The organism is Nocardioides sp. Z13_37 (genome assembly GCF_058355585.1).
Genome location: NZ_JBZGDV010000003.1, coordinates 52988 through 72082 on the forward strand (window position 1 = coordinate 52988; position 19095 = coordinate 72082).

The window sequence follows — 19095 nt, forward strand, 5'->3', positions numbered from 1 at the left end:
CAGCGACGCGACCTCAGGGAGCCCTCGTGCCCGACGCCACCCCGACCTCCACCGACACCCCGGCCGACACCGCGGCTGACAGCCTCGGCGAGTTCGTCGCCCGGCACATCGGCCCCGACGACGCCGCGCTCGCGCACATGCTCGAGGCGATCGGCCACGACTCGCTCGAGTCGCTGATGACAGCCGCGGTGCCGGGCGGCATCCGCTCGGCCGCGTCCCTCGACCTCCCCGTCCCGCTCGACGAGGAGGCCACGGCCCGGGCCCTGCGCACCCTCGCCTCGCACAACCGGCCCGCCGAGGCGATGATCGGCCTGGGCTACCACGCGACGATCACGCCGCCGGTGATCCGGCGCAACGTGCTCGAGGACCCGTCGTGGTACACCGCCTACACGCCCTACCAGCCCGAGATCTCCCAGGGCCGGCTCGAGGCGCTGCTCAACTTCCAGACGGTCGTGGCCGACCTGACCGGCCTGCCGACGGCCAACGCCTCCCTGCTCGACGAGGGCACCGCCGCGGCGGAGGCGATGACCCTCGTGCGCCGCGCCCAGCGCACCGCGACCGGTCCGTTCGTCGTCGACGCCGACGCGCTGCCGCAGACCATCGACGTGGTCCGCACCCGCGCCGAGGGCATGGGCATCGAGGTCGTCGTCGCCGACCTGGCCGACGGCCTCCCCGACGGCGACGTGTGCGGCGTCCTGGTGCAGTACCCCGGCGCGTCCGGGGCGGTGCGCGACCCGCGTCCGGTCATCGAGGCCGTCCACGAGCGCGGCGGGCTCGCCGTGGTGGCCGCCGACCTCCTGGCCCTGGTCCTGCTCGAGGCTCCGGGCACGCTCGGTGCGGACGTGGTGGTCGGCTCGTCCCAGCGCTTCGGCGTGCCCCTCTTCTACGGCGGGCCCCACGCCGGGTTCATGTCGGTCGCCCCGGGCCTCGAGCGGCACCTGCCCGGCCGCCTGGTCGGGGTCTCGGTCGACGCGGAGGGCCGTCCGGCCTACCGCCTCGCGCTCCAGACCCGCGAGCAGCACATCCGTCGCGACAAGGCGACCTCCAACATCTGCACCGCGCAGGTCCTGCTCGCCGTCGTCGCGTCGATGTACGCCGTCTACCACGGGCCCGAGGGGCTGCGCCGGATCGCGCGACGCACCCACGAACAGGCCAACCGCATCGCCGCCGCCCTCCGCGCCGGGGGAGTGGAGGTCGTCAACGACACCTGGTTCGACACGCTGACAGTGGCCGTGCCCGGCCGCGCCGACGAGGTGGTCGCCGCCGCCCGCCAGCTCGGGCTCCACCTGCGCCCCGTCGACGCCGACCACGTCGGTGTGTCGACCTCCGAGCGCACCAGCCCGTCCACCGTCGCCGCAGTGCTGCGCGCCTTCGGCGTCGCGCCCGGCGACGAGGACGCGTCCGGTCTGCCCGAGGACCTGCGGCGCACCAGCGACTTCCTCACCCACGAGGTCTTCAACTCCCACCACAGCGAGACGCAGATGCTGCGCTACCTGCACAGGCTCTCGTCGCGCGACTACGCCCTCGACCGCGGCATGATCCCCCTCGGCTCGTGCACGATGAAGCTCAACGCCACGACCGAGATGGAGCCGGTGAGCCTGCCCGGGTTCGCCGACCTGCACCCCTTCGCCCCCGCCCAGGACGCCGCCGGCTACCGCGAGCTCGTCGACGACCTGGAGGGCTGGCTGGCCGAGGTCACCGGCTACGACAAGGTCTCGGTGCAGCCCAACGCCGGCTCGCAGGGCGAGCTGGCCGGCCTGCTGGCGATCCGGGGCTACCACCTCGCCAACGGCGACGCCGGGCGCAACGTGTGCCTGATCCCGTCGTCGGCCCACGGCACCAACGCCGCGTCGGCGGTGATGGCGGGGATGAAGGTCGTGGTCGTCAAGGCCTCCGACGACGGGTCGGTCGACCTCGACGACCTCCTCGCCAAGTGCGACCAGCACGCCGAGACGCTCGCCGCGATCATGGTGACCTACCCCTCCACCCACGGGGCCTACGAGGACACCATCACCGACCTGTGCAAGATCGTGCACGACCACGGCGGCCAGGTCTACGTCGACGGTGCCAACCTCAACGCGCTGCTCGGCTGGGCGCGCCCGGGTGAGTTCGGCGGCGACGTCTCCCACCTCAACCTGCACAAGACCTTCTGCATCCCGCACGGCGGCGGGGGCCCCGGCGTCGGCCCGGTCGCCGTCCGTGGCCACCTGGCGCCCTACCTCCCCTCCCACGGCTCGCACCCGGACCCGGACAAGCGGCAGGGCATCGGGCCGATCAGCGCCGCGCCCTACGGCTCGGCCGGGATCCTGCCGATCACGTGGGCCTACATCCGGATGATGGGCGCGCAGGGCCTGACCCGAGCGACCGCGGTCGCCGTGCTGTCGGCCAACTACATCGCCCACCGCCTCGGCGAGCACTTCCCGGTGCTCTACCGCGGCCACGGCGACCTGGTGGCGCACGAGTGCATCCTCGACCTCCGCGGCATCACCAAGGCGAGCGGCGTGAGCGTCGACGACGTCGCCAAGCGGCTCGTCGACCACGGCTTCCACGCCCCGACGATGTCGTTCCCCGTGGCCGGCACGCTGATGGTGGAGCCCACCGAGTCCGAGGACCTCGCCGAGATCGACCGGTTCTGCGACGCGATGATCGCGATCCGCACCGAGATCGCCCAGGTGGAGGCGGGGGAGTGGAGCCCCGAGGACTCGCCGCTGCGCCACGCGCCCCACACGGCGCGCGCGCTCGTCGGGGAGTGGGACCGCCCCTACTCGCGCGAGGTCGCGGTGTTCCCCGGCGGCATCGACCCCGACAAGTACTGGCCCCCGGTCGCGCGCATCGACCAGGCCTACGGCGACCGCAACCTGGTCTGCGCGTGCCCCCCGCCGGAGGCGTTCGCCCAGGACTGACGGGTCGGGCCGCCGCGCCGGCCGGCCGGCCGCTACCCCCCACCACCCCCCTGGGGTAGTTCGGGACGGTGTGGTCGTGTGGAGGGTCGTACGACGACCGTTCGGTCCCTGACTACCGAGGCTGGCCTAGGGTCGTGCCGTGAGCGACCAGCGCCAGCGACTGCTCGACGTCGCACAGGCCGAGGGCCGGCTGACCTCCGTGGTCGGCGCGGTCTTCGACCGCTACGGCGCGGTGTGGGCGGGCGGCGCCGGCCAGGCTCCCGGCCTCGACGGTCAGTACCGGATCGGGTCGATCACCAAGACGATGACCGCCGTGCTCGTCGTCCAGGCCCGTGACGCCGGCCTGGTCGACCTCGACGACCCGATCGCCGACCACCTCGGCGACGTCGGCTACGGCGAGGTGACGCTGCGCGAGGCGCTGGCCCACAGCTCGGGGATGCAGAGCGAGCCGCGTGGACCCTGGTGGGAGCGCACCCGTGGTGGCGACTTCGCGGCGCTCGCGTCCGCCAACGACGGCAGCGGCCGGGTGGCGCCCGCGGGGGCCTGGTTCCACTACTCCAACCTCGGCTACGCCCTGCTCGGCGAGGTCGTGGCCCGTCGCTTCGGCGCGCCCTGGCGCGAGCTCGTCGCGGAGCGCCTGCTGCGACCGCTGGGCATGCGCGCCACGTCCTACCTGCCGCGTCCGGGCGCCCAGCCGGGCTGGAGCGTCGACCACTTCACCGGCATCCGGGTGCACGAGCCGCTGACCGACACCGGCGCGATGGCCCCCGCCGGGCAGCTGTGGTCCACGCTGGCCGACCTCGTCACGTGGGGTCAGGTCCTGGGCGGGGCGCGGCCCGACCTGCTGTCGGCGTCGTCGCTCGCGGAGATGCAGCGGCCGGTGACCCCCGACTACGGCCTCGGCCTGATGCTGGGCGTCCATCCCGGTGGACGGCTCGTCGGCCACAACGGCTCGATGCCCGGCTTCCTCGCCGCGCTGCACGTCGACCCCGACAGCGGCATCGGTGCCGCGGTGCTGACCAACGCGACCACGGGCATCGCGCCGCGCGACCTCGCCGTGTCGCTGATCGAGGGCGACCCGGACGCCGACGACACCCGCCCCGCGCCGTGGCGTCCCACCGTCGAGGTGCCGGCCGACGTCGCCGGGGTGCCCGGGCTGTGGTTCTGGGGCAACACGGCCTACGACGTGCGCTGGCACAACGACGGGCTCGAGCTGCGCGCGATGGCCCTCGGCGACGTCGTCACCGACCGCTTCGAGCTCGTCCACGGCGTGCTGGTCGGCGTGCTCGGCTACCACCGCGGCGAGCAGCTGGTGCTCGTACGCCGTCCGGACGGGACGATCCGCAACCTGGAGTGCGCGACGTTCGTCTACACGCGCACGCCCTACGACCCGGACGTGGAGATCCCGGGGGGCCACCCCCGACCCTAGGCGCGCCCCTCGCCCGGCCCTCGGCCGGCGCGGTGGGGGCGCACCCGGCCGATCGCCTCCCTTCGGGGCGCCTGGCCGCTACTGTGTCCGCCGGGCGGATCCGCCCGCACGGCATGCATCGGAGGCAATGGGCATGGGACTCTTCCAGGCGGTGAGCGGCGCCATCGGCGGCACGCTCGCGGACCAGTGGCTCGACTTCTTCGGCGTCCCCGAGGGCATCTCCGCCACGGCGGCGGTGTTCCCGGCGGTGCGCAAGGACCAGAACGCCGGACGCGGCGCCAACCCCGGTGCCTCCGACGGCATCATCACCGACGGCTCGAAGATCGTCGTCCCGGAGGGCTACGGCCTGGTGCTGATGGAGGACGGCGCGTTCACCGGTTTCGCCGCCCAGCCGGGCGGCTACATCTGGGACTCCGGTGAGCCCTCGTCGCAGTCGATCTTCTCCGGCGGCGGGCTCGTCGACTCGATCGTCAAGCAGAGCTGGGAACGCTTCAAGTTCGGCGGCCGTCCCGGGGCGCAGCAGACGGCGCTGTTCGTCGCGCTCAAGGAGCTGCCCAACAACAAGTTCGGCACCCAGTCCGAGATCTACTGGGACGACGCCTTCCTCAACACCCAGGTCGGCGCCGTCACCCGCGGCACCTACACGCTCAAGATCACCGACCCGCTGACCTTCATCCGCAGCTTCGTCCCGGCCGGGGTCATCGAGGGTCGCGCCGTCTTCGACTTCACCGACCTCGACAACCCGGCGGGGGAGCAACTCTTCAACGAGGTCGTCGGCTCGCTCGCGCCGGCGTTCTCGATGTACACCAACGATCCCGCCAAGGGCAACCGGATCGCCCGGCTCCAGCAGGACTCCGTCGGCTTCGCGCAGTCGCTCTCGGCCGCCGTCGAGGACAACTACCGCTGGCGCACCGACCGCGGGCTCGAGATCGTCAAGACGGCGATCATCTCCATCGAGTACGACGCCACCACCCGCGAGCTGCTCGCCAACGTCCAGCGTGCCGACGCCCTGTCCGGCGCGCGCGGCAACTCCAACCTCCAGGCCTCTGTCGCCGCGGGCATCGAGGCCGCCGGTGAGAACGCCGGTCCCGGCGGCGTCATCGGGATGGGCATGGCGGCCGGTGGGATGGGCCTGGGTGGCCTCCAGCAGCCCACCCAGCAGGCACCCGCGGCGCCCACTCCTGCCGCGGCTCCTGCCGCCGCTCCTGCGGCCCCCGCCGCCGAGGACCCGGTCGCGGTGCTCACGAGGGCCAAGGAGATGCTCGACGCCGGCCTGATCACCCAGGAGGACTACGACGCGGCGAAGGCCAAGGCCCTCGGCCTGTGAGGCGGGACGTGAGATGACCCAGGACGCCCCACCGCCCCGGGACCCCGAGGCCCCCGTGTTCGACGGACCGCCGCTGCCGCTCGAGGAGGAGCTGGCCGCGGCGCGCGCCGAGCCCGAGCCCGGCCCGGACATCCGCACCGTCAACGACGCCCTCGCCGACGGTCTCAACCGCTGCCCGAAGTGCGGCTCGACCGACGTCCAGCTGCGGGCGTCGACCGGCCTGCTCGTGTGCCTGTTCTGCCGCCACCAGTGGCAGGAGTCGCGCGTGGAGGAGGCGCTCGGCCTCGGCGAGGGCATCGACGAGCTCGAGGGCACGGTGATCGCCGGCGGCGCCCAGGACATCGCGGCCGACGCCGATGCCCAGGTGACGCTGAAGTGCGGCGGCTGCGGCGCCGAGGTCGTCGTCGACACCGCGCACGCGATGAACGCCCGCTGCCACTGGTGCCGGCACACGCTCAACGTCAACGAGCAGACCCCCAACGGGGCCGTGCCGGACGCGGTGCTGCCGTTCCGCCTGACGCACGCCGAGGCGGTCGAGAGGATCCGCGAGTTCGCCTCCAAGCGGCGCCTGTTCGCGCACCCTCGGTTCAAGGCCGAGTTCGTGCCCGACAACGTCCTCGGCGTCTACCTGCCCTACCTCGTCATCGACGCGCGCGCCGAGGCGGCGTACGCCGGGCGGGGCGAGGTGCAGACGCGGCGGTGGACCGAGAAGAGCGGCGACAACGACGTCACCTACTACGCCGCGGACGTCTACCGGGTGGAGCGGTCGGTGTCGTTCACCGTCGACGACCTCACCATCGAGGGCGCCGCCGCACGGGCGAGCTCGGACCGCTCGACGACCAACAACATCATCAACACGATCCTCCCGTTCGACACCAAGAACGCCGTGAAGTGGAACGCCAGCTACCTCGTCGGCTACACGAGCGAGAAGCGCGACCTCGACGTGGAGGACCTCCAGCCGGTCGTGGAGGACCAGCTGCTCTCCATCGGCCGCGCCCAGGTGCACGACTCGCTGTCCACGTTCGACCGCGGGGTGCGGTGGGAGCAGGAGCAGGTCGACGTCGGCGGCTCCCGGTGGGTCTCGATGTACCTGCCCGTGTGGCTCTACTCCTACTACCAGGAGAACACCAAGGTGCTGCACTACATCGCGGTCAACGGGCGCACCGGCGAGACCATGGGCAGCGTGCCGGTGTCGCAATGGCGGCTGGTCGCGGCGGCGCTCACCGTCGGCACGGTCCTCGAGGGCGCCGCGGGCGCGCTCCTGGTGGCGACGGCATGAGCGCGTGGATGCTCGACGTCGTCGTCATGTCCGGGGACTCGTCGCCGCTGTGGATCCTCGCTGCCGGCCCGGCAGGGGCGGTCGCCACCTACTGGGCGCTCCACCGCTACTACCGCAACACCGACAAGTCGCACGCCTACGAGCGCGACACCCTCATCACGGCGAAGCCGGTGCAGGGGCACGAGGAGAAGATCGACCACATCTCGCGCACCCGCGACTCCGACATCGACGGCGACAACAGCTCCAAGCACCGCCAGCGGGTGGAGCGGCTGCGCTGAGCGCCGGTGCCGCTCAGACGCCCTGCGACACGCTCGACATGTTGAAGTCGGGGATCCGCAGGGCCGGGGTGGCGGTGCGCGAGAAGTAGTCGTCGCCCCACTCGCGGCTGAAGCTCGGCACCGTCGAGGTGGCGGCGCTGAACCGGTTGAGCAGATCGATCGGGCTCTCGTTCCAGCGGAAGTTGTTGGCCGCGCCCACGATCTCGCCGTCCTCGACGACGTAGACGCCGTCGCGGGTCAGGCCGGTGAGCAGCATCGTCTGCGGGTCGACCTCGCGGATGTACCACAGACAGGTCAGCAGCAGGCCGCGCTGCACGCCGGACACCATGTCGTCGACCGTGCCGGCGCCGTCGCCGACCTCGAGCACCAGGTTGTCGATCATCGGCGTGACCGGCTGCCCGGTCATGCCGGCGGAGTGCCGGGTCTGCAGCAGCCCGGTGAGCAGCCCGTCGCGGATCCAGTCGGTGCGTCCGAGGGGGAGGCCGTTGTCGAAGACCGAGTCGGTGTTGTCGGACGCCCCGGCGATCACGAAGGGCGCGCACTCGAGCCCGGGGTGGGCGGGGTCGGAGAACAGGCTCACGCCGGGCGCGGCGACCTTGTCGCCGATGCGGGTGCCGCCGCCGCGGCGGCTGTAGACCGACTCGCCCTCGTGGGCCACGCGCGCGCCGGCGCCCCAGTAGGCGTCGATCATCAGGTCGGCGACCGACGACGGCGGCAGGATCGTGTCGTAGCGCCCGGCGGGCAGGTCGATGCGACGCTCGGCCCACGCGAGCCGCTGGGCGACGGTGGCGGCCATGGCGGCCGCGTCGACGTCGCGGAAGTCGCGGGTGGCGCCACCGGTCCAGGCGCTGCGGGTGAGCGAGGCGTCCTTGCCGGTGCAGGCGTAGTGGCCGGTGGGCTGCACGTGGCGCAGCCGCAGGCCCCGGGTCGAGCCCAGGTAGGTGGTGGCGATGTCGTGGTTGACGAAGCCGTAGAGCAGGCGCTGCTCGGCGCCGGCCTGGGCGAACGCGTCGCCGAGCGCCGGCGCGAAGTCGTGGTAGACCCCGATGTCGGTGGTCTCGGGCTCGGTCTCCCAGTCGGGGGAGGTGGCGTCGGCGACCAGCTCGGCGGCGTCCTCGGCGGGGGTGCCGGCGCGGGCGGCCGCGTCGGCGGCCTGCACGAGCGCCGTGACCTGCTCGGGCGTCGAGGCGCTGCCGGACACCGACCCGGTCGCGACGCCCCCGGCGACGGCGGCGAAGCTGACGACGGTCACCGAGACCTCGGTCATCACGCCGTTGGTGGTGAGCGTGTTGTTGGCCCAGCGCAGGTTGGCGCTGGTGACGTCGCGGACGATCGCGACGCAGTCGTCGGCGGTCGAGGTGGCGAGCGCGTGCTCCACCAGCTGCTGCGGGGTGTGCAGGGAGGGGTGCAGAGCAGGGGACGTCATCGGTGGCCTGCCTCGTCGATGGTGTTGAGGATGGTGACGCTGCGGAACAGGGCGGTGGGGCAGCTGTGGCTGACCGCCGGGACCTGCCCGGGCTGGGCCTTGCCGCGGTCGAAGGCCCCGCCGAGGACCCAGGTGTAACGCACGAGATGCGCTACGGGGTCCGTCGTCCTCGTGGCGGGGGATCGTCTCGCCCGGCGTGGCATCGGTTCGATGGGTCCGGCACCCAACATCGCTAGCTGCATGACTCGTTCCAGGGGTCGTGGTCGAGGAGTCTTCGCAGCATATGGGCACCGGTTCGTCGTTCGCGTGGCGGGTGGCGTCCGGTCGAGCGGTGTCGTCCTTGGGTGGAGGATCGTCGTGTTGCCGGTGACGTGGGCGGCCGCCGTGCCACGGTCAGGGAGACCTGCGATGGAACTCACGGAAGGACCAGGTCTGCGGAAGGGATGGGGGACTTCCAGATCGGCTAGGACGAGGGTGTCGGAAGACGGCGGGTGTTGATGAGCTCGATGGCGACCTGGCGCAGCTTGACGTTGTGCGTCGAGGAGAGCCGGGTCAGCAGGGCCATCGCGCGATCCGCATCGACGCCGTAGCGCTCCATCACCACACCGCACGCCTGACCGATCAGCGTGCGGGAGTCCAAGGCCGCCTCGTACTGGTCCAGCCTTTGCGCGGCCAGCACGGCGAGGGCGATGTGCGCGGCAAGAGCCAGGCCCTCGGCCTTGTCCTCCGCGCTGAACGCGTCGGCCTCGGTCGAGTACATGCTCAGAGCGCCGACGATGTCCTTGATCGTGAACAAGCGGAAGGTCAAGACGCTGCGCCCTCCCGTCGCCTCGTGAAGCGCCGGTCCCCACCTGCGCCAACGAACGTCGGCAGCGAGGTCGGGAACGTAGACCGTGTCCACGTCCCACAGCGTGTCGAGGGCAGGTCCTTCGCCGAGCTCCGCTTGCAGCCGGTCGCCCACGGCTGCTACCTCGTCACTGGCTGCCGGAGTCTCCACCCGCTGCTTGCCGTGCACGAGCGAGATGCTCGCGGAGTGACATCCCTCCACATTCCGCACAAGCAGTTCGACGGCGCTCTTCACAGTGGCCGCGGGGTCACCTTGGTCCTGCATCTCTCGGGCAGCGGCCGCCATGCGGTCCGAGATCGATTCCTCACCCACGCCCACAGCGTCTCACTCCAAGGTCTTGTTGGTCCACGCGAACCACGGTATCGGTCCACGGGGCCGTCTTCTCGACCCCGTGGACCTGGCAGAGCCCCAACGCGCGCTGGACGTGTTCCGCCTGGTGCGGCTGTACCCACGTGACGAAGAACAACACTCGAGCGCTCAGCCTCGTGTGGGTGCGTCTCGGTCGTCCGCGCCTGCCGACAGAGAACACACGATCAGTGTCCCGCCTCGTCCATGGTGTTGAGGATGTTGACCCCGCGGAAGAGAGCGCTCGGACAGCCATGGCTGACCGCCGCGACCTGGCCCGGCTGGGCCTTGCCGCAGTTGAACGCGCCGCCGAGCACCCACGTGTCCGGACCACCGACGGCCTCCATCGAGCCCCAGAAGTCAGTGGTCGTCGCCTGGTAGGCGACATCGCGGAGCATCCCGTCGAGCCGGCCGTCCGTGATCTTGTAGAACCGCTGGCCGGTGAACTGGAAGTTGAACCGCTGCATGTCGATCGACCAGGACTTGTCGCCGACGACGTAGATGCCCCGCTCCACGCGGGAGACGAGGTCGTCGGTGCTGAGGTCGTCGGCGCCCGGCATCAGGGAGACGTTGGCCATCCGCTGGATCGGGATGTGACCCGGCGAGTCGGCGTAGGCGCAACCGTTGGACCGGCCGTCGTTGAGCTCGGGCTTGAGGTGGCCCATCGAGCGATCGAGCTGGTAGCCCACCAGGACGCCGTCGCGGACGATGTCCCAGCTCTGGGTCTGCACGCCCTCGTCGTCGTAGCCGACCGTGGCCAGGCCGTGCTCCTGGGTGCGGTCGCCGCGCACGTTCATCACTGGCGAGCCGTAGCGCAGGGTGCCGAGCTTGTCGTAGGTCGCGAACGAGGTGCCGGCGTAGTTGGCCTCGTAGCCGAGGGCCCGGTCGAGCTCGGTGGCGTGACCGATCGACTCGTGGATGGTGAGCCACAGGTTGGACGGGTCGACCACCAGGTCGTAGGTGCCGGCCTCGACGGTCGGCGCCTTGAGCTTCTCCGCGAGGAGCTCGGGTACCTCGGCGAGCTCGGCGTCCCAGTCCCAGTGGCCGCCGGTGAGGTACTCCCAGCCGCGGCCGACCGGTGGGGCGATGGAGGCCATCGAGTCGAAGATCCCGGTGTGCGCGTCCTCGCCGGTCGCCTCGAAGCCGGGCTGGAGGCGCACCCGCTGCTGGGTGGTGCGGGTGCCGGACAGGTCGGCGTAGTACTTGTTCTCCTGCACCTGCTGAAGGAAGGCGGTCGCGTGCGCGACGGCCGCCCCGGCGCGTAGCCGCTCGGTCCAGTCGACCAGCAGGGCGCCCTTGTCCTGCGTGGGCACCTCGAGCGGGTTGACGTCGTAGCCGGAGACCCAGGTGACGTCGTCGTGCACCGGCTCGGGGGCGAGCTCGACCGGGGTCGTCGTCATCGCGGCGGCGACCTTGGCCACCGTCACCGCGGTCTCCGCGACGCGGCGCGCCTCGTCGTCGGTCAGCACCACACCGGACGCGAAGCCCCAGGCCCCGTCGTGCACGACGCGGACCGCGAAGCCGACGTCCTCGGCGTCGCTCGCCGTCTGGAGCACGCCGTCGCGGGCCCCGAGGTACTGGTAGCGGTTGCGCTCGAACCGGAAGTCCGCGTGGCTGGCGCCGAGCTCGGCGGCCCGGGCCAGGGCCACGTCGCCGAGGCGTCGGTGGGGCAGCTCGCTGAAGGTCGGGTCGAGTCCTGGCGCACTCATGGGACGAACCTAGCCGAGCCGCCTCAGGCGAGGGAGAGCGAGGTGTGGCTGCCGTGGCGGCCGCGGTGGACCCGCAGCTGGGTGGGGATGCGCGTCTGCAGCTCGGGCACATGGCTGACCACGCCGACGACCCGGCCGCCGTCGCGCAGCGTGTCGAGGGTGTCCATCACGTCCTCGAGCGTCTCGGCGTCGAGCGAGCCGAAGCCCTCGTCGACGAAGAGCGTGTCGAGGTCGGTGCCGCCCGCCTCCTGGGTGATCACGTCGGCGAGTCCCAGCGCCAGCGCCAGCGACACGACGAACGTCTCGCCGCCGGAGAGCGTCGCGGGGTCGCGGGTGTCGCCGGTCCAGTCGTCACGGACGAGCAGGCTCAGCCCACCGCGCCGCTCCCCGGCACCCCGCTGCCCGGAGTGGACGAGGGAGTAGCGCTGGTCGCTCATCGTGGACAGCCGGAGGTTGGCGGCCTCGACGACCTGTCCGAGCCGGTGGGCCAGGACGTAGGCGGAGAGCCGCATCTGGTGGCGGTTGTCGGCGTGCTTGCCCTCGACGAGGGCCGCGAGGTCGGTGACGAGGTCGAGGTCGTCGCGCACCGGCGCCCACGAGGCGAGGGCGGCCTCGATCTCGGCCCCCAGGTCGCGCAGCCGTCGTCCCTGCTCGTGCAGTCGGGAGGCCTCGTGCCGGGCCTGCCCGGCCTCGTGCGTGGCCTGCCGGTGTGCGGTCGCGAGCGCCTCGAGGTCGGGCGCCTCGGCCTCGCTCGCCCGCTGCAGCGCCGCGTCGGCGAGGAGGTCCCGCACCCGGGCCACCTCGCGCTCGTGGCGGTGCGCCTCCTGCTCGAGCCGGGCGAGGTCGCTCGCGGGCAGCCAGGCGTCGGCCGCGGCGGCGGCCGACGCGAAGCCGGCGCGCGTGGCCGCCCGGTCGGCCGCGTCCTGGGCGCTGGCGGCCGTGGCGCGGGCCCGCGCACACTCCGCGGCGAGCTCGGCGCAGCGCTGGGCGAGCTGCTCGACGCGCTGGTGGTGGGCGACGAGGTCGTCGAGGTCGGAGCCCTCCGGGACGACGGCCCCGACCTGCTCGCGCAGCGACTCCGCGCGGGCGTGGAGCACCGCAGCCTCGGTGTCGAGGCGCACAGCGGTCTCGGTGAGGCTCTCGCGCTGGCGGGCGAGGGACTCCTGCTCCTCGCGCAGGGCGCCCAGCTGCTCGGTGAGCGGCTGGAGCGTCGCGGCGTCGGCGCGGGCGGTGTCGCGGCGTGCGCGCACCTCGCACTCCTCGGCGAGCAGGCGCTCGACCGGGTCTCCCGCCTCGGCGAGCGCCGCGGCGAGCCGGGCCTCCAGCCCGCGGACCTGCTGGGCGTGCGCCTCGACGACCACCTCCAGGTCGTCGACCTCGCGGCGGGCCTCGCGCTCGCTCGCCTCGTCGGGGGCACCCGGCGCGGCGGCCGCGGGGGAGGGGTGGTCGGCCGAGCCGCACACCGGACAGCAGGCGCCGACGGCGAGCTTGCGGGCGATCTCCGCCGCCATGCCGTCGAGGCGCTGCTCACGGATCTCGACGAGTGCCTCCCGGGCCAGCAGCCGGGCACCGGTGGCGGTGGCGAGCGCCTGCTGGGCGTCGGCGAGGTCGCTCGCCAGTGTCTCGGCCCACCTCGCGGCGCTCAGCCGTGAGCCGAGCGCTGCCAGCTCGCGGTCGAGGGTCTCGGCGACGCCCATGGACTCGCGGGCCGCGGCGACGCGGGGCTCGAGCTCGGCGACCGCGGCGGGCACGAGCGCCGCCCGCACGTCGAGGCGGGTCAGGTCGGCGGCGACGTCGTCGCGCCGCCGGCGGGTGCGGGCGAGCTCGCCGGCCAGGTCGCTCGCCTCGAGCTGGAGCGGGCGGACGCGGGCGAGGTCGGCGAGCGCGCGGGTGGCGGCTCGGTGGTGCTCGGCCATCTCGAGGTCGTCGAGGTCGGTCGTGGCGAGCACCTCGGCGAGCGCGTCGAGGGCGCCCGCCCGCCGGCGGTCGAGGTCGTCGACGTGGGCGTGCGAGGCGAGCGCGAGGTCGTCGAGCGAGTGGACCGGCGCCGCGCGCCGTGCCTGCTCGACCCGGCCGCGTCGCAGGTCGTGGTCGGCCGCTTCATCCTCGAGCTCGGCCCAGTCGCGGCGCGCGGCGGCGTGCGTGGCACGGAGCCGGTGGAGCTCGGTGCCGGCGGCCCGCGCGTCGGCGGCCGCCGTCTCGGCGGCGACCGCGGCCTCGACCCTGGCCGACTGCGTGACCGCAGCGGCCGTGGTGGCCTCGGTCAGCGCGCCGATCCAGTCGCCGAGGCTCGCCGGGTCGGACGGCCACTCGTCGGGGGCGACGTCGCCGCCCACCTCGCTGACGCGGCTCACCAGGTCGGCGACCGTCGTCCGGTGGGCCTCGGAGGTGCGGCGCAGCTCGACCCGGCGATCGCGCAGCCACCGCTCGGTGCGGTCGAAGCGCCCGGTCTGGAAGACCTGCTGCAGCAGGACGTGGCGCTCCTCGGAGCGGGCGCGCAGGAAGGCCTGGAAGCGGCCCTGGGGCAGCAGCGCCACCTGGCAGAACTGCGGCAGCGTCATGCCGACCAGGCGCGTGACGAGGTGCCCGGTCTCGTCGAGGCGGGTGCTGAGCGGGTGCCAGAGGTGCTCCCCGCTGCCGTCGGGCGCCGCGCGCCGCTCGGAGATCACCACCCGGGCCTGCTCGGTGGTCGTGCCGGAGCCGCGCTTCTTCGCCCGGGTCCAGGCAGGGGACCGGTCGATGCGGAACCGTCGCCCGGACAGGGTGGCCTCGAGCACGACGCGGGGGACCACGTCGTCGGTCGCGTGGTCGGAGCGCAGTCGCTTGGCCGTGGACCGGTCACCGGGGACGTCGCCGTAGAGCGCGAAGCAGACCGCGTCGAGGATGCTCGACTTGCCGGCGCCGGTGGGCCCGCTCAGCAGGAACAGGCCCGCCTCGGAGAGGGCGTCGAAGTCGATGGACACCGGGGCGGCGAAGGGGCCGAACGCGACGACGTGCAGGTGGTGCAGCCTCACCCGGCACCACCCGGGGCCCGCGTCGGGGCGGCAGCCGCGCCGGCACCGACGAGGACGTCCTGGTCGGGGTCGTGGCAGCACGCGTCGATGGCCTCGCGCAGCAGCGCGGCCTCGGCCTCCGTGGCCCGTGACCCGCGCACGTGCTGGACGAAGTCGAGGGCGATGGCGTGGTCGCTCGTGCCGTCGGCCGGCCGTGCGGGCGTGCCGAGCTGTGCGGCGGGGGTGGGGAACTGCAGGACGAGGGTGTGGGGGAAGCGCCGACGCAGCTGCTCCATCGCGCGGGCGGGGCGTCGGGCGTCGGTGAGGACGGCCTGGACCCAGGCGTCCTCGTGGACGGCGAGCGCGGGGTCGGCGAGGAGGTCGGCGAGGGTGCCGGTGATCCGGGCCAGCCGCCGGGGCACGGGCGCGTCGATCCAGGTGGCGGAGTCGAGCCCGCCGGCACCGAGCTCGACCAGCCACGACCCCTTGGCCTGGTCGGCCTCGGAGAAGGAGTAGGCGAGCGGGGAGCCGGAGTAGCGCAGGCCGTCGGCCAGGACGTGGGGGCCGTGGAGGTGGCCCAGCGCGGTGTAGTCGATGCCGTCGAAGACGGTGGTCGCGACCCGGGACACGCCCCCGACGCTGATGTCGCGCTCGGACTCCGATGGCGTGGCGCCGGCCACGAAGGCGTGGGCGAGCACCACGCTGCGGGTCGTGGCGGGTCGGGCGTCGAGGTCGGCGCGCACCCGCCTCATCGCCTCGGTGAGCGCGGTCTCGTGGCTGCGGCGGCCCAGCGCCCAGGGCTCGAGCAGCGCGGACGGATCGAGATAGGGGATGGCGTGGAACGCGACGTCGCCGTGCTGGTCGGCGAGCACGACCGGGGTGCCGACCGACGAGGCGTCGGTGCGCACGAACACGCCGGCGGCGTCCATCAGCCGCGCGCCGAAGCCGAGGCGCTGGGCGCTGTCGTGGTTGCCGCTGCTCACCACCACGCGGGCGCGGGAGGCGGCGAGCCGGGCGAACGCCTCGTCGGCGAGCGCGACCGCGTCGACGTGCGGCAGGGCGCGGTCGTAGACGTCGCCGGAGACGACGACGACGTCGACCCGCTCCGCGTCGACGACCTCGAGGAGGTGGTCGACGAACGCACCCTGGTGGCCCAGGAGCCCTTCGCGGTGGAAGGACCTCCCGAGGTGCCAGTCGGAGGTGTGGAGGATGCGCACGGCACGACCGTAGATCGCGGCACCGACACGGCCGTGGCCCCACGCCGCCGGTGCGACGTGAGACGGGGCTCAGTAGTGCACGGTGCGGCCCGCGGAGGTGAACCCCCACAGGTCGATGCCGGCCTCGATGGCGAGGCGGGCGGCGAGACTCGTGGGGGCGCCGACCGCGACGATCGAGCCGATGCCGACGGCGGCCGCCTTCTGCACCAGCTCGAAGCCCACCCGACCGCTCAGCACCAGGCACGCTGCGGCGGGGACGTCGCCGGCGAGCACGCGGGCGCCGACCACCTTGTCGACCGCGTTGTGGCGGCCGACGTCCTCGCGCACCACCCGCAGCGAGCCGTCGGCGTCGGCGAGGCCCGCGGCGTGGACGCCGCCGGTGCGGGCGAAGAGCGTCTGTCGCTCGCGCAGCGCGTCGGGCAGGCGGCGCACGACGGAGGCGTCGGGGCGAGCGCCGGCCCACGCGGTGCTCGTCCGGGTGGCGAGGGCGTCGGCGATGCTGTCCTTGCCGCACACGCCGCACGCCGACGATCCGGAGGAGGCGGCGTCGTGGCGGTGGGGGAGCACCGCCTCCCCCGACACGGTCACCGTGACGACGTTGAACTCCTGCTCCGGCGCGAGGTCCGCGTCGGTGCAGTAGGCGACCTGGGCGATCGAGCCGGAGCGGGCAAGGCCCTCGGTGACCAGCCACCCCGCGGCGAGCTCGAAGTCGTGGCCGGGCGTGCGCATGGTCACCCACGCCCGCCTGGGCGGCAGCGCGCCCGACCGGACCCGGATCTCGAGCGGCTCCTCGGTGATCAGGCGGTCCTCACGGGCGACCTCGGAGCCCGAGGTGTGCTCGACGACGCGGGTGCGGACCGACGGCCCGGGGCGTCGTGCTCGCTCGATGGTCACGACTCGAACCTACCCCGTCCGAGGTGGCGGGAGGTGGGCAAGATCACCCTCGCGCCGATGGGGTGCGCCCGCGGCTGCTGCCTATGATGTAAGGGTCGCAATGGGGCGACAACTTCTTACATCCACTGCTCGTAACGAGAGGGCCGGATGCCCTCGGAACAGGATCGAACTTCATGAACCCGCAGCTGCACCTGGCGCTCAGCCTCGTCGACTCGCGTGCGCGCTCCACCGAGGACCGCGCCCTCCTGCGCAACGTGGAGATCGCTCGCAGTGAGGAGCGCCGCGCCCGCCGCGCCGCGCGCCGCAGCACCCGCTGACACCCTCCCTGACACCTCTCGCGGGCAATGGCGCCCGCCGCCCCCGCCGTCGGGGACCATCCACCCTGCCCGAGCCCCGCTCTGGCAGGGTGTTCGTCATGACGGACGACACGCTGCGCAGCGTCGAGCTCACCCGGATCGGACCCGCCAGGTTCAAGGCCACCAACGCCCGTGGCGGTGAGACCTTCTTCGGCTCCGGGGGAGAGGACCCTGACTTCACCCCGGTCGAGCTGCTGCTCGCCGCCATCGCGGGGTGCAGCGCGCTCGACGTCGAGGCGATCACGCACAAGCGGACCACCAGCACGACCTTCGACGTGCACGCCGAGGGACACAAGGTGCGCGACGCCGACGGCAACCACCTGACCGGGATCCAGGTGTCGTTCGACATCGCGTTCCCCGAGGGGCCCGACGGCGACGCCGCGAGCGACCGGTTGCAGTCGGCGATCGAGATGTCGCGCGACCGCCTCTGCACGGTCTCGCGGACCGTGCAGCTCGGCGAGGACGTCGTCTACGAGCCGGTCAGCCGACCGTGACGGTCTCGATGGTGACGTCCTTGTTGGGCGTGCCGCCGCCGGCCGGGTTGGCGCCGTCGTTGCCCTCGGCGGCGATCTTGTCGATGGTGGCGAGGCCGGCGTCGTCGATCGTGCCGAACACCGTGTAGCTGGGCGGGAACTGGGAGTCGCGGAAGACCAGGAAGAACTGGGAGCCGTTGGTGTCCGGGCCGGCGTTGGCCATCGCGAGGGTGCCGGCCGGGTAGGACTCGTCGCCGCTCAGCTCGTCGGCGAAGGAGTAGCCGGCGCCGCCCATGCCGGTGCCCGTCGGGTCGCCGCACTGCAGGATGCCGAAGCCCTTCTGGTCGCCGATGCGCGGGCAGGGCGTGTCGTCGTAGAAGCCCTGCTCGGCCAGCGACACGAACGAGTTGACGGTGCAGGGGGCAGACGCCGCGTCGAGGGTAAGTCCGATGTCGCCGAAGTTGGTCACGATGGTCGCGGGCACGGTGCCGTCCGCCAGCGCCTCGGCCTCGGGCGGCTCGACGTCGCGGGCCGGCTCCTGCCCGTCCGCGGGGTACTCACAGGTGGTCGTCTCGCCGGACGCCGACTCACTCGGGGACTCAGTGGTGGACTCACTGGGGGACTCGCTCGTGGATTCCGCGGCCGGGTCGTTCGCGGTGCTGTCGGCCTCGTTGCCGCAGCCGGCGAGGGCGAGGACGGACAGGCAGGCGGCCACAGTGGCGAGTCGCTTCAGCATGCCCACGATCGTAACGATGGCCCCGTCACATCTCCTCGTGGGTGTCGGGGTCGCCGCCGAATAGGCGCCCGTCGGGCTCGCCGAGACCCGAGACGGCGGCCACCTCGTCGTAGGTCAGCTCGAAGCCGAACACGTCGAGGTTCTGCGCCTGGCGTGCCGGGTCGACGGACTTGGGGATGGGCAGCGAGCCGAGCTGGACGTGCCAGCGCAGGATGACCTGCCCGGGGGAGACGTCGTGCGCCTCGGCGGCTGTCCGGACCGCGTCCTCGGTCAGGGGCGCGCGACGCTTGCCCATCGGGCTCCATGCCTCGGTGCGGATGCCGAGCCGCTCGTGGACCTCGCGCATGTGCTGCTGCGGGAAGCGCGGGTGCAGCTCGATCTGGTTGACCGCCGGCGTGACGCCGCTGTCGTCGATGATGCGGGCGAGGTGCTCCTCGGTGAAGTTGGAGACGCCGATCGAGCGGACCAGCCCGTCCTGCTGCAGCTGCACCAGGGCACGCCACGCCTCGACGTACCGGCCCTGGCTCGGGTTGGGCCAGTGGATGAGGTGGAGGTCGGTGCGCTCGAGGCCGAGGCGGTCGAGCGACTCGCGCACGGACGCGATGGCGTCGTCGTAGCCGTGGTGCCGACCCGGGACCTTCGTGGTCACGACGAGCTCGTCGCGGGGAACGCCCGAGCGACGGATGGCCTCCCCGACCTCGGTCTCGTTGTCGTAGTTGACCGCCGTGTCGATGAGCCGGTAGCCCGTCTCGAGGGCGGAGAGGACCGCGGCCGTGGCGTCGTCGCCGACCAGCGGGTAGGTGCCGAAGCCGATCGCGGGGATCGTCGTGCCGTCGTTGAGGGTGTAGGTCGGGGTCTCAGCCATGCCTCCCACCGTAGGCCG

16 protein-coding genes are annotated in these 19095 nt (G+C 73.0%); 7 read left to right on the forward strand and 9 right to left on the reverse strand.

Annotation, left to right across the window (positions count from 1 at the left end; genetic code table 11):
* The first annotated feature begins 26 nt into the window (after positions 1-26).
* The 5 genes from gcvP to AC4H2S_RS09935 all read left to right on the forward strand — a co-directional run bounded on the left by gcvP (position 27) and on the right by AC4H2S_RS09935 (position 7216).
* Positions 27-2903, forward strand: coding sequence for an aminomethyl-transferring glycine dehydrogenase (gene gcvP / locus AC4H2S_RS09915; protein WP_491496808.1), 2877 nt, complete (start codon positions 27-29; stop codon positions 2901-2903).
* A 139-nt stretch (positions 2904-3042) separates the two neighbouring features.
* Positions 3043-4332, forward strand: a complete 1290-nt coding sequence (locus AC4H2S_RS09920; protein WP_491496809.1) for a serine hydrolase domain-containing protein — start codon at positions 3043-3045, stop codon at positions 4330-4332.
* A 133-nt stretch (positions 4333-4465) separates the two neighbouring features.
* Positions 4466-5659, forward strand: a complete 1194-nt coding sequence (locus AC4H2S_RS09925) for an SPFH domain-containing protein (RefSeq protein ID WP_491496810.1) — start codon at positions 4466-4468, stop codon at positions 5657-5659.
* A 13-nt stretch (positions 5660-5672) separates the two neighbouring features.
* The gene (locus AC4H2S_RS09930; RefSeq protein WP_491496811.1) at positions 5673-6938 is read left to right on the forward strand and encodes a zinc ribbon domain-containing protein; all 1266 of its coding nucleotides are present in this window, start codon (positions 5673-5675) and stop codon (positions 6936-6938) included.
* On the forward strand, positions 6935-7216 hold the full coding sequence (locus AC4H2S_RS09935; protein WP_491496812.1) for a hypothetical protein: 282 nt from the start codon (positions 6935-6937) through the stop codon (positions 7214-7216). The genes AC4H2S_RS09930 and AC4H2S_RS09935 overlap by 4 nt, the downstream gene beginning before the upstream one ends.
* A gap of 13 nt (positions 7217-7229) precedes the next feature.
* Here AC4H2S_RS09935 and AC4H2S_RS09940 read toward each other — a convergent pair whose 3' ends face one another.
* From AC4H2S_RS09940 to AC4H2S_RS09970, 7 genes are all read right to left on the reverse strand, one after another.
* Positions 7230-8642 (reverse strand): metallopeptidase TldD-related protein, encoded by a 1413-nt coding sequence (locus AC4H2S_RS09940; protein ID WP_491496813.1) that lies wholly within the window; start codon positions 8640-8642, stop codon positions 7230-7232.
* Complete coding sequence (locus AC4H2S_RS09945; RefSeq protein ID WP_491496814.1) at positions 8639-8785, reverse strand: hypothetical protein; 147 nt, start codon at positions 8783-8785, stop codon at positions 8639-8641. The genes AC4H2S_RS09940 and AC4H2S_RS09945 overlap by 4 nt, the downstream gene beginning before the upstream one ends.
* Positions 8786-9105: 320 nt before the next feature.
* Complete coding sequence (locus AC4H2S_RS09950; RefSeq protein WP_491496815.1) at positions 9106-9801, reverse strand: GAF and ANTAR domain-containing protein; 696 nt, start codon at positions 9799-9801, stop codon at positions 9106-9108.
* A 221-nt stretch (positions 9802-10022) separates the two neighbouring features.
* Positions 10023-11543, reverse strand: coding sequence for a TldD/PmbA family protein (locus AC4H2S_RS09955; RefSeq protein WP_491496816.1), 1521 nt, complete (start codon positions 11541-11543; stop codon positions 10023-10025).
* A 23-nt stretch (positions 11544-11566) separates the two neighbouring features.
* The gene (locus tag AC4H2S_RS09960; protein ID WP_491496817.1) at positions 11567-14557 is read right to left on the reverse strand and encodes an AAA family ATPase; all 2991 of its coding nucleotides are present in this window, start codon (positions 14555-14557) and stop codon (positions 11567-11569) included.
* Positions 14554-15753 carry an exonuclease SbcCD subunit D gene (locus AC4H2S_RS09965; RefSeq protein ID WP_491496818.1) on the reverse strand — a complete coding sequence of 400 codons (1200 nt, stop codon included), beginning with the start codon at positions 15751-15753 and terminating at the stop codon, positions 14554-14556. The genes AC4H2S_RS09960 and AC4H2S_RS09965 overlap by 4 nt, the downstream gene beginning before the upstream one ends.
* Before the next feature lie 69 nt (positions 15754-15822).
* Entirely contained in the window at positions 15823-16647 is an 825-nt protein-coding gene (locus AC4H2S_RS09970) for a formate dehydrogenase accessory sulfurtransferase FdhD (protein WP_491496819.1), read from the reverse strand.
* A gap of 173 nt (positions 16648-16820) precedes the next feature.
* Between AC4H2S_RS09970 and AC4H2S_RS09975 the strand changes: the two genes are divergently transcribed.
* Positions 16821-16964 (forward strand): hypothetical protein, encoded by a 144-nt coding sequence (locus AC4H2S_RS09975; RefSeq protein WP_491496820.1) that lies wholly within the window; start codon positions 16821-16823, stop codon positions 16962-16964.
* Between the two features lie 98 nt (positions 16965-17062).
* Entirely contained in the window at positions 17063-17497 is a 435-nt protein-coding gene (locus AC4H2S_RS09980; RefSeq protein WP_491496821.1) for an OsmC family protein, read from the forward strand.
* Here AC4H2S_RS09980 and AC4H2S_RS09985 read toward each other — a convergent pair.
* Complete coding sequence (locus tag AC4H2S_RS09985) at positions 17484-18212, reverse strand: peptidylprolyl isomerase (RefSeq protein WP_491496822.1); 729 nt, start codon at positions 18210-18212, stop codon at positions 17484-17486. The genes AC4H2S_RS09980 and AC4H2S_RS09985 overlap by 14 nt on opposite strands.
* A gap of 25 nt (positions 18213-18237) precedes the next feature.
* On the reverse strand, positions 18238-19077 hold the full coding sequence (locus AC4H2S_RS09990) for an aldo/keto reductase (RefSeq protein WP_491496823.1): 840 nt from the start codon (positions 19075-19077) through the stop codon (positions 18238-18240).
* Between the last annotated feature and the right edge of the window lie 18 nt (positions 19078-19095).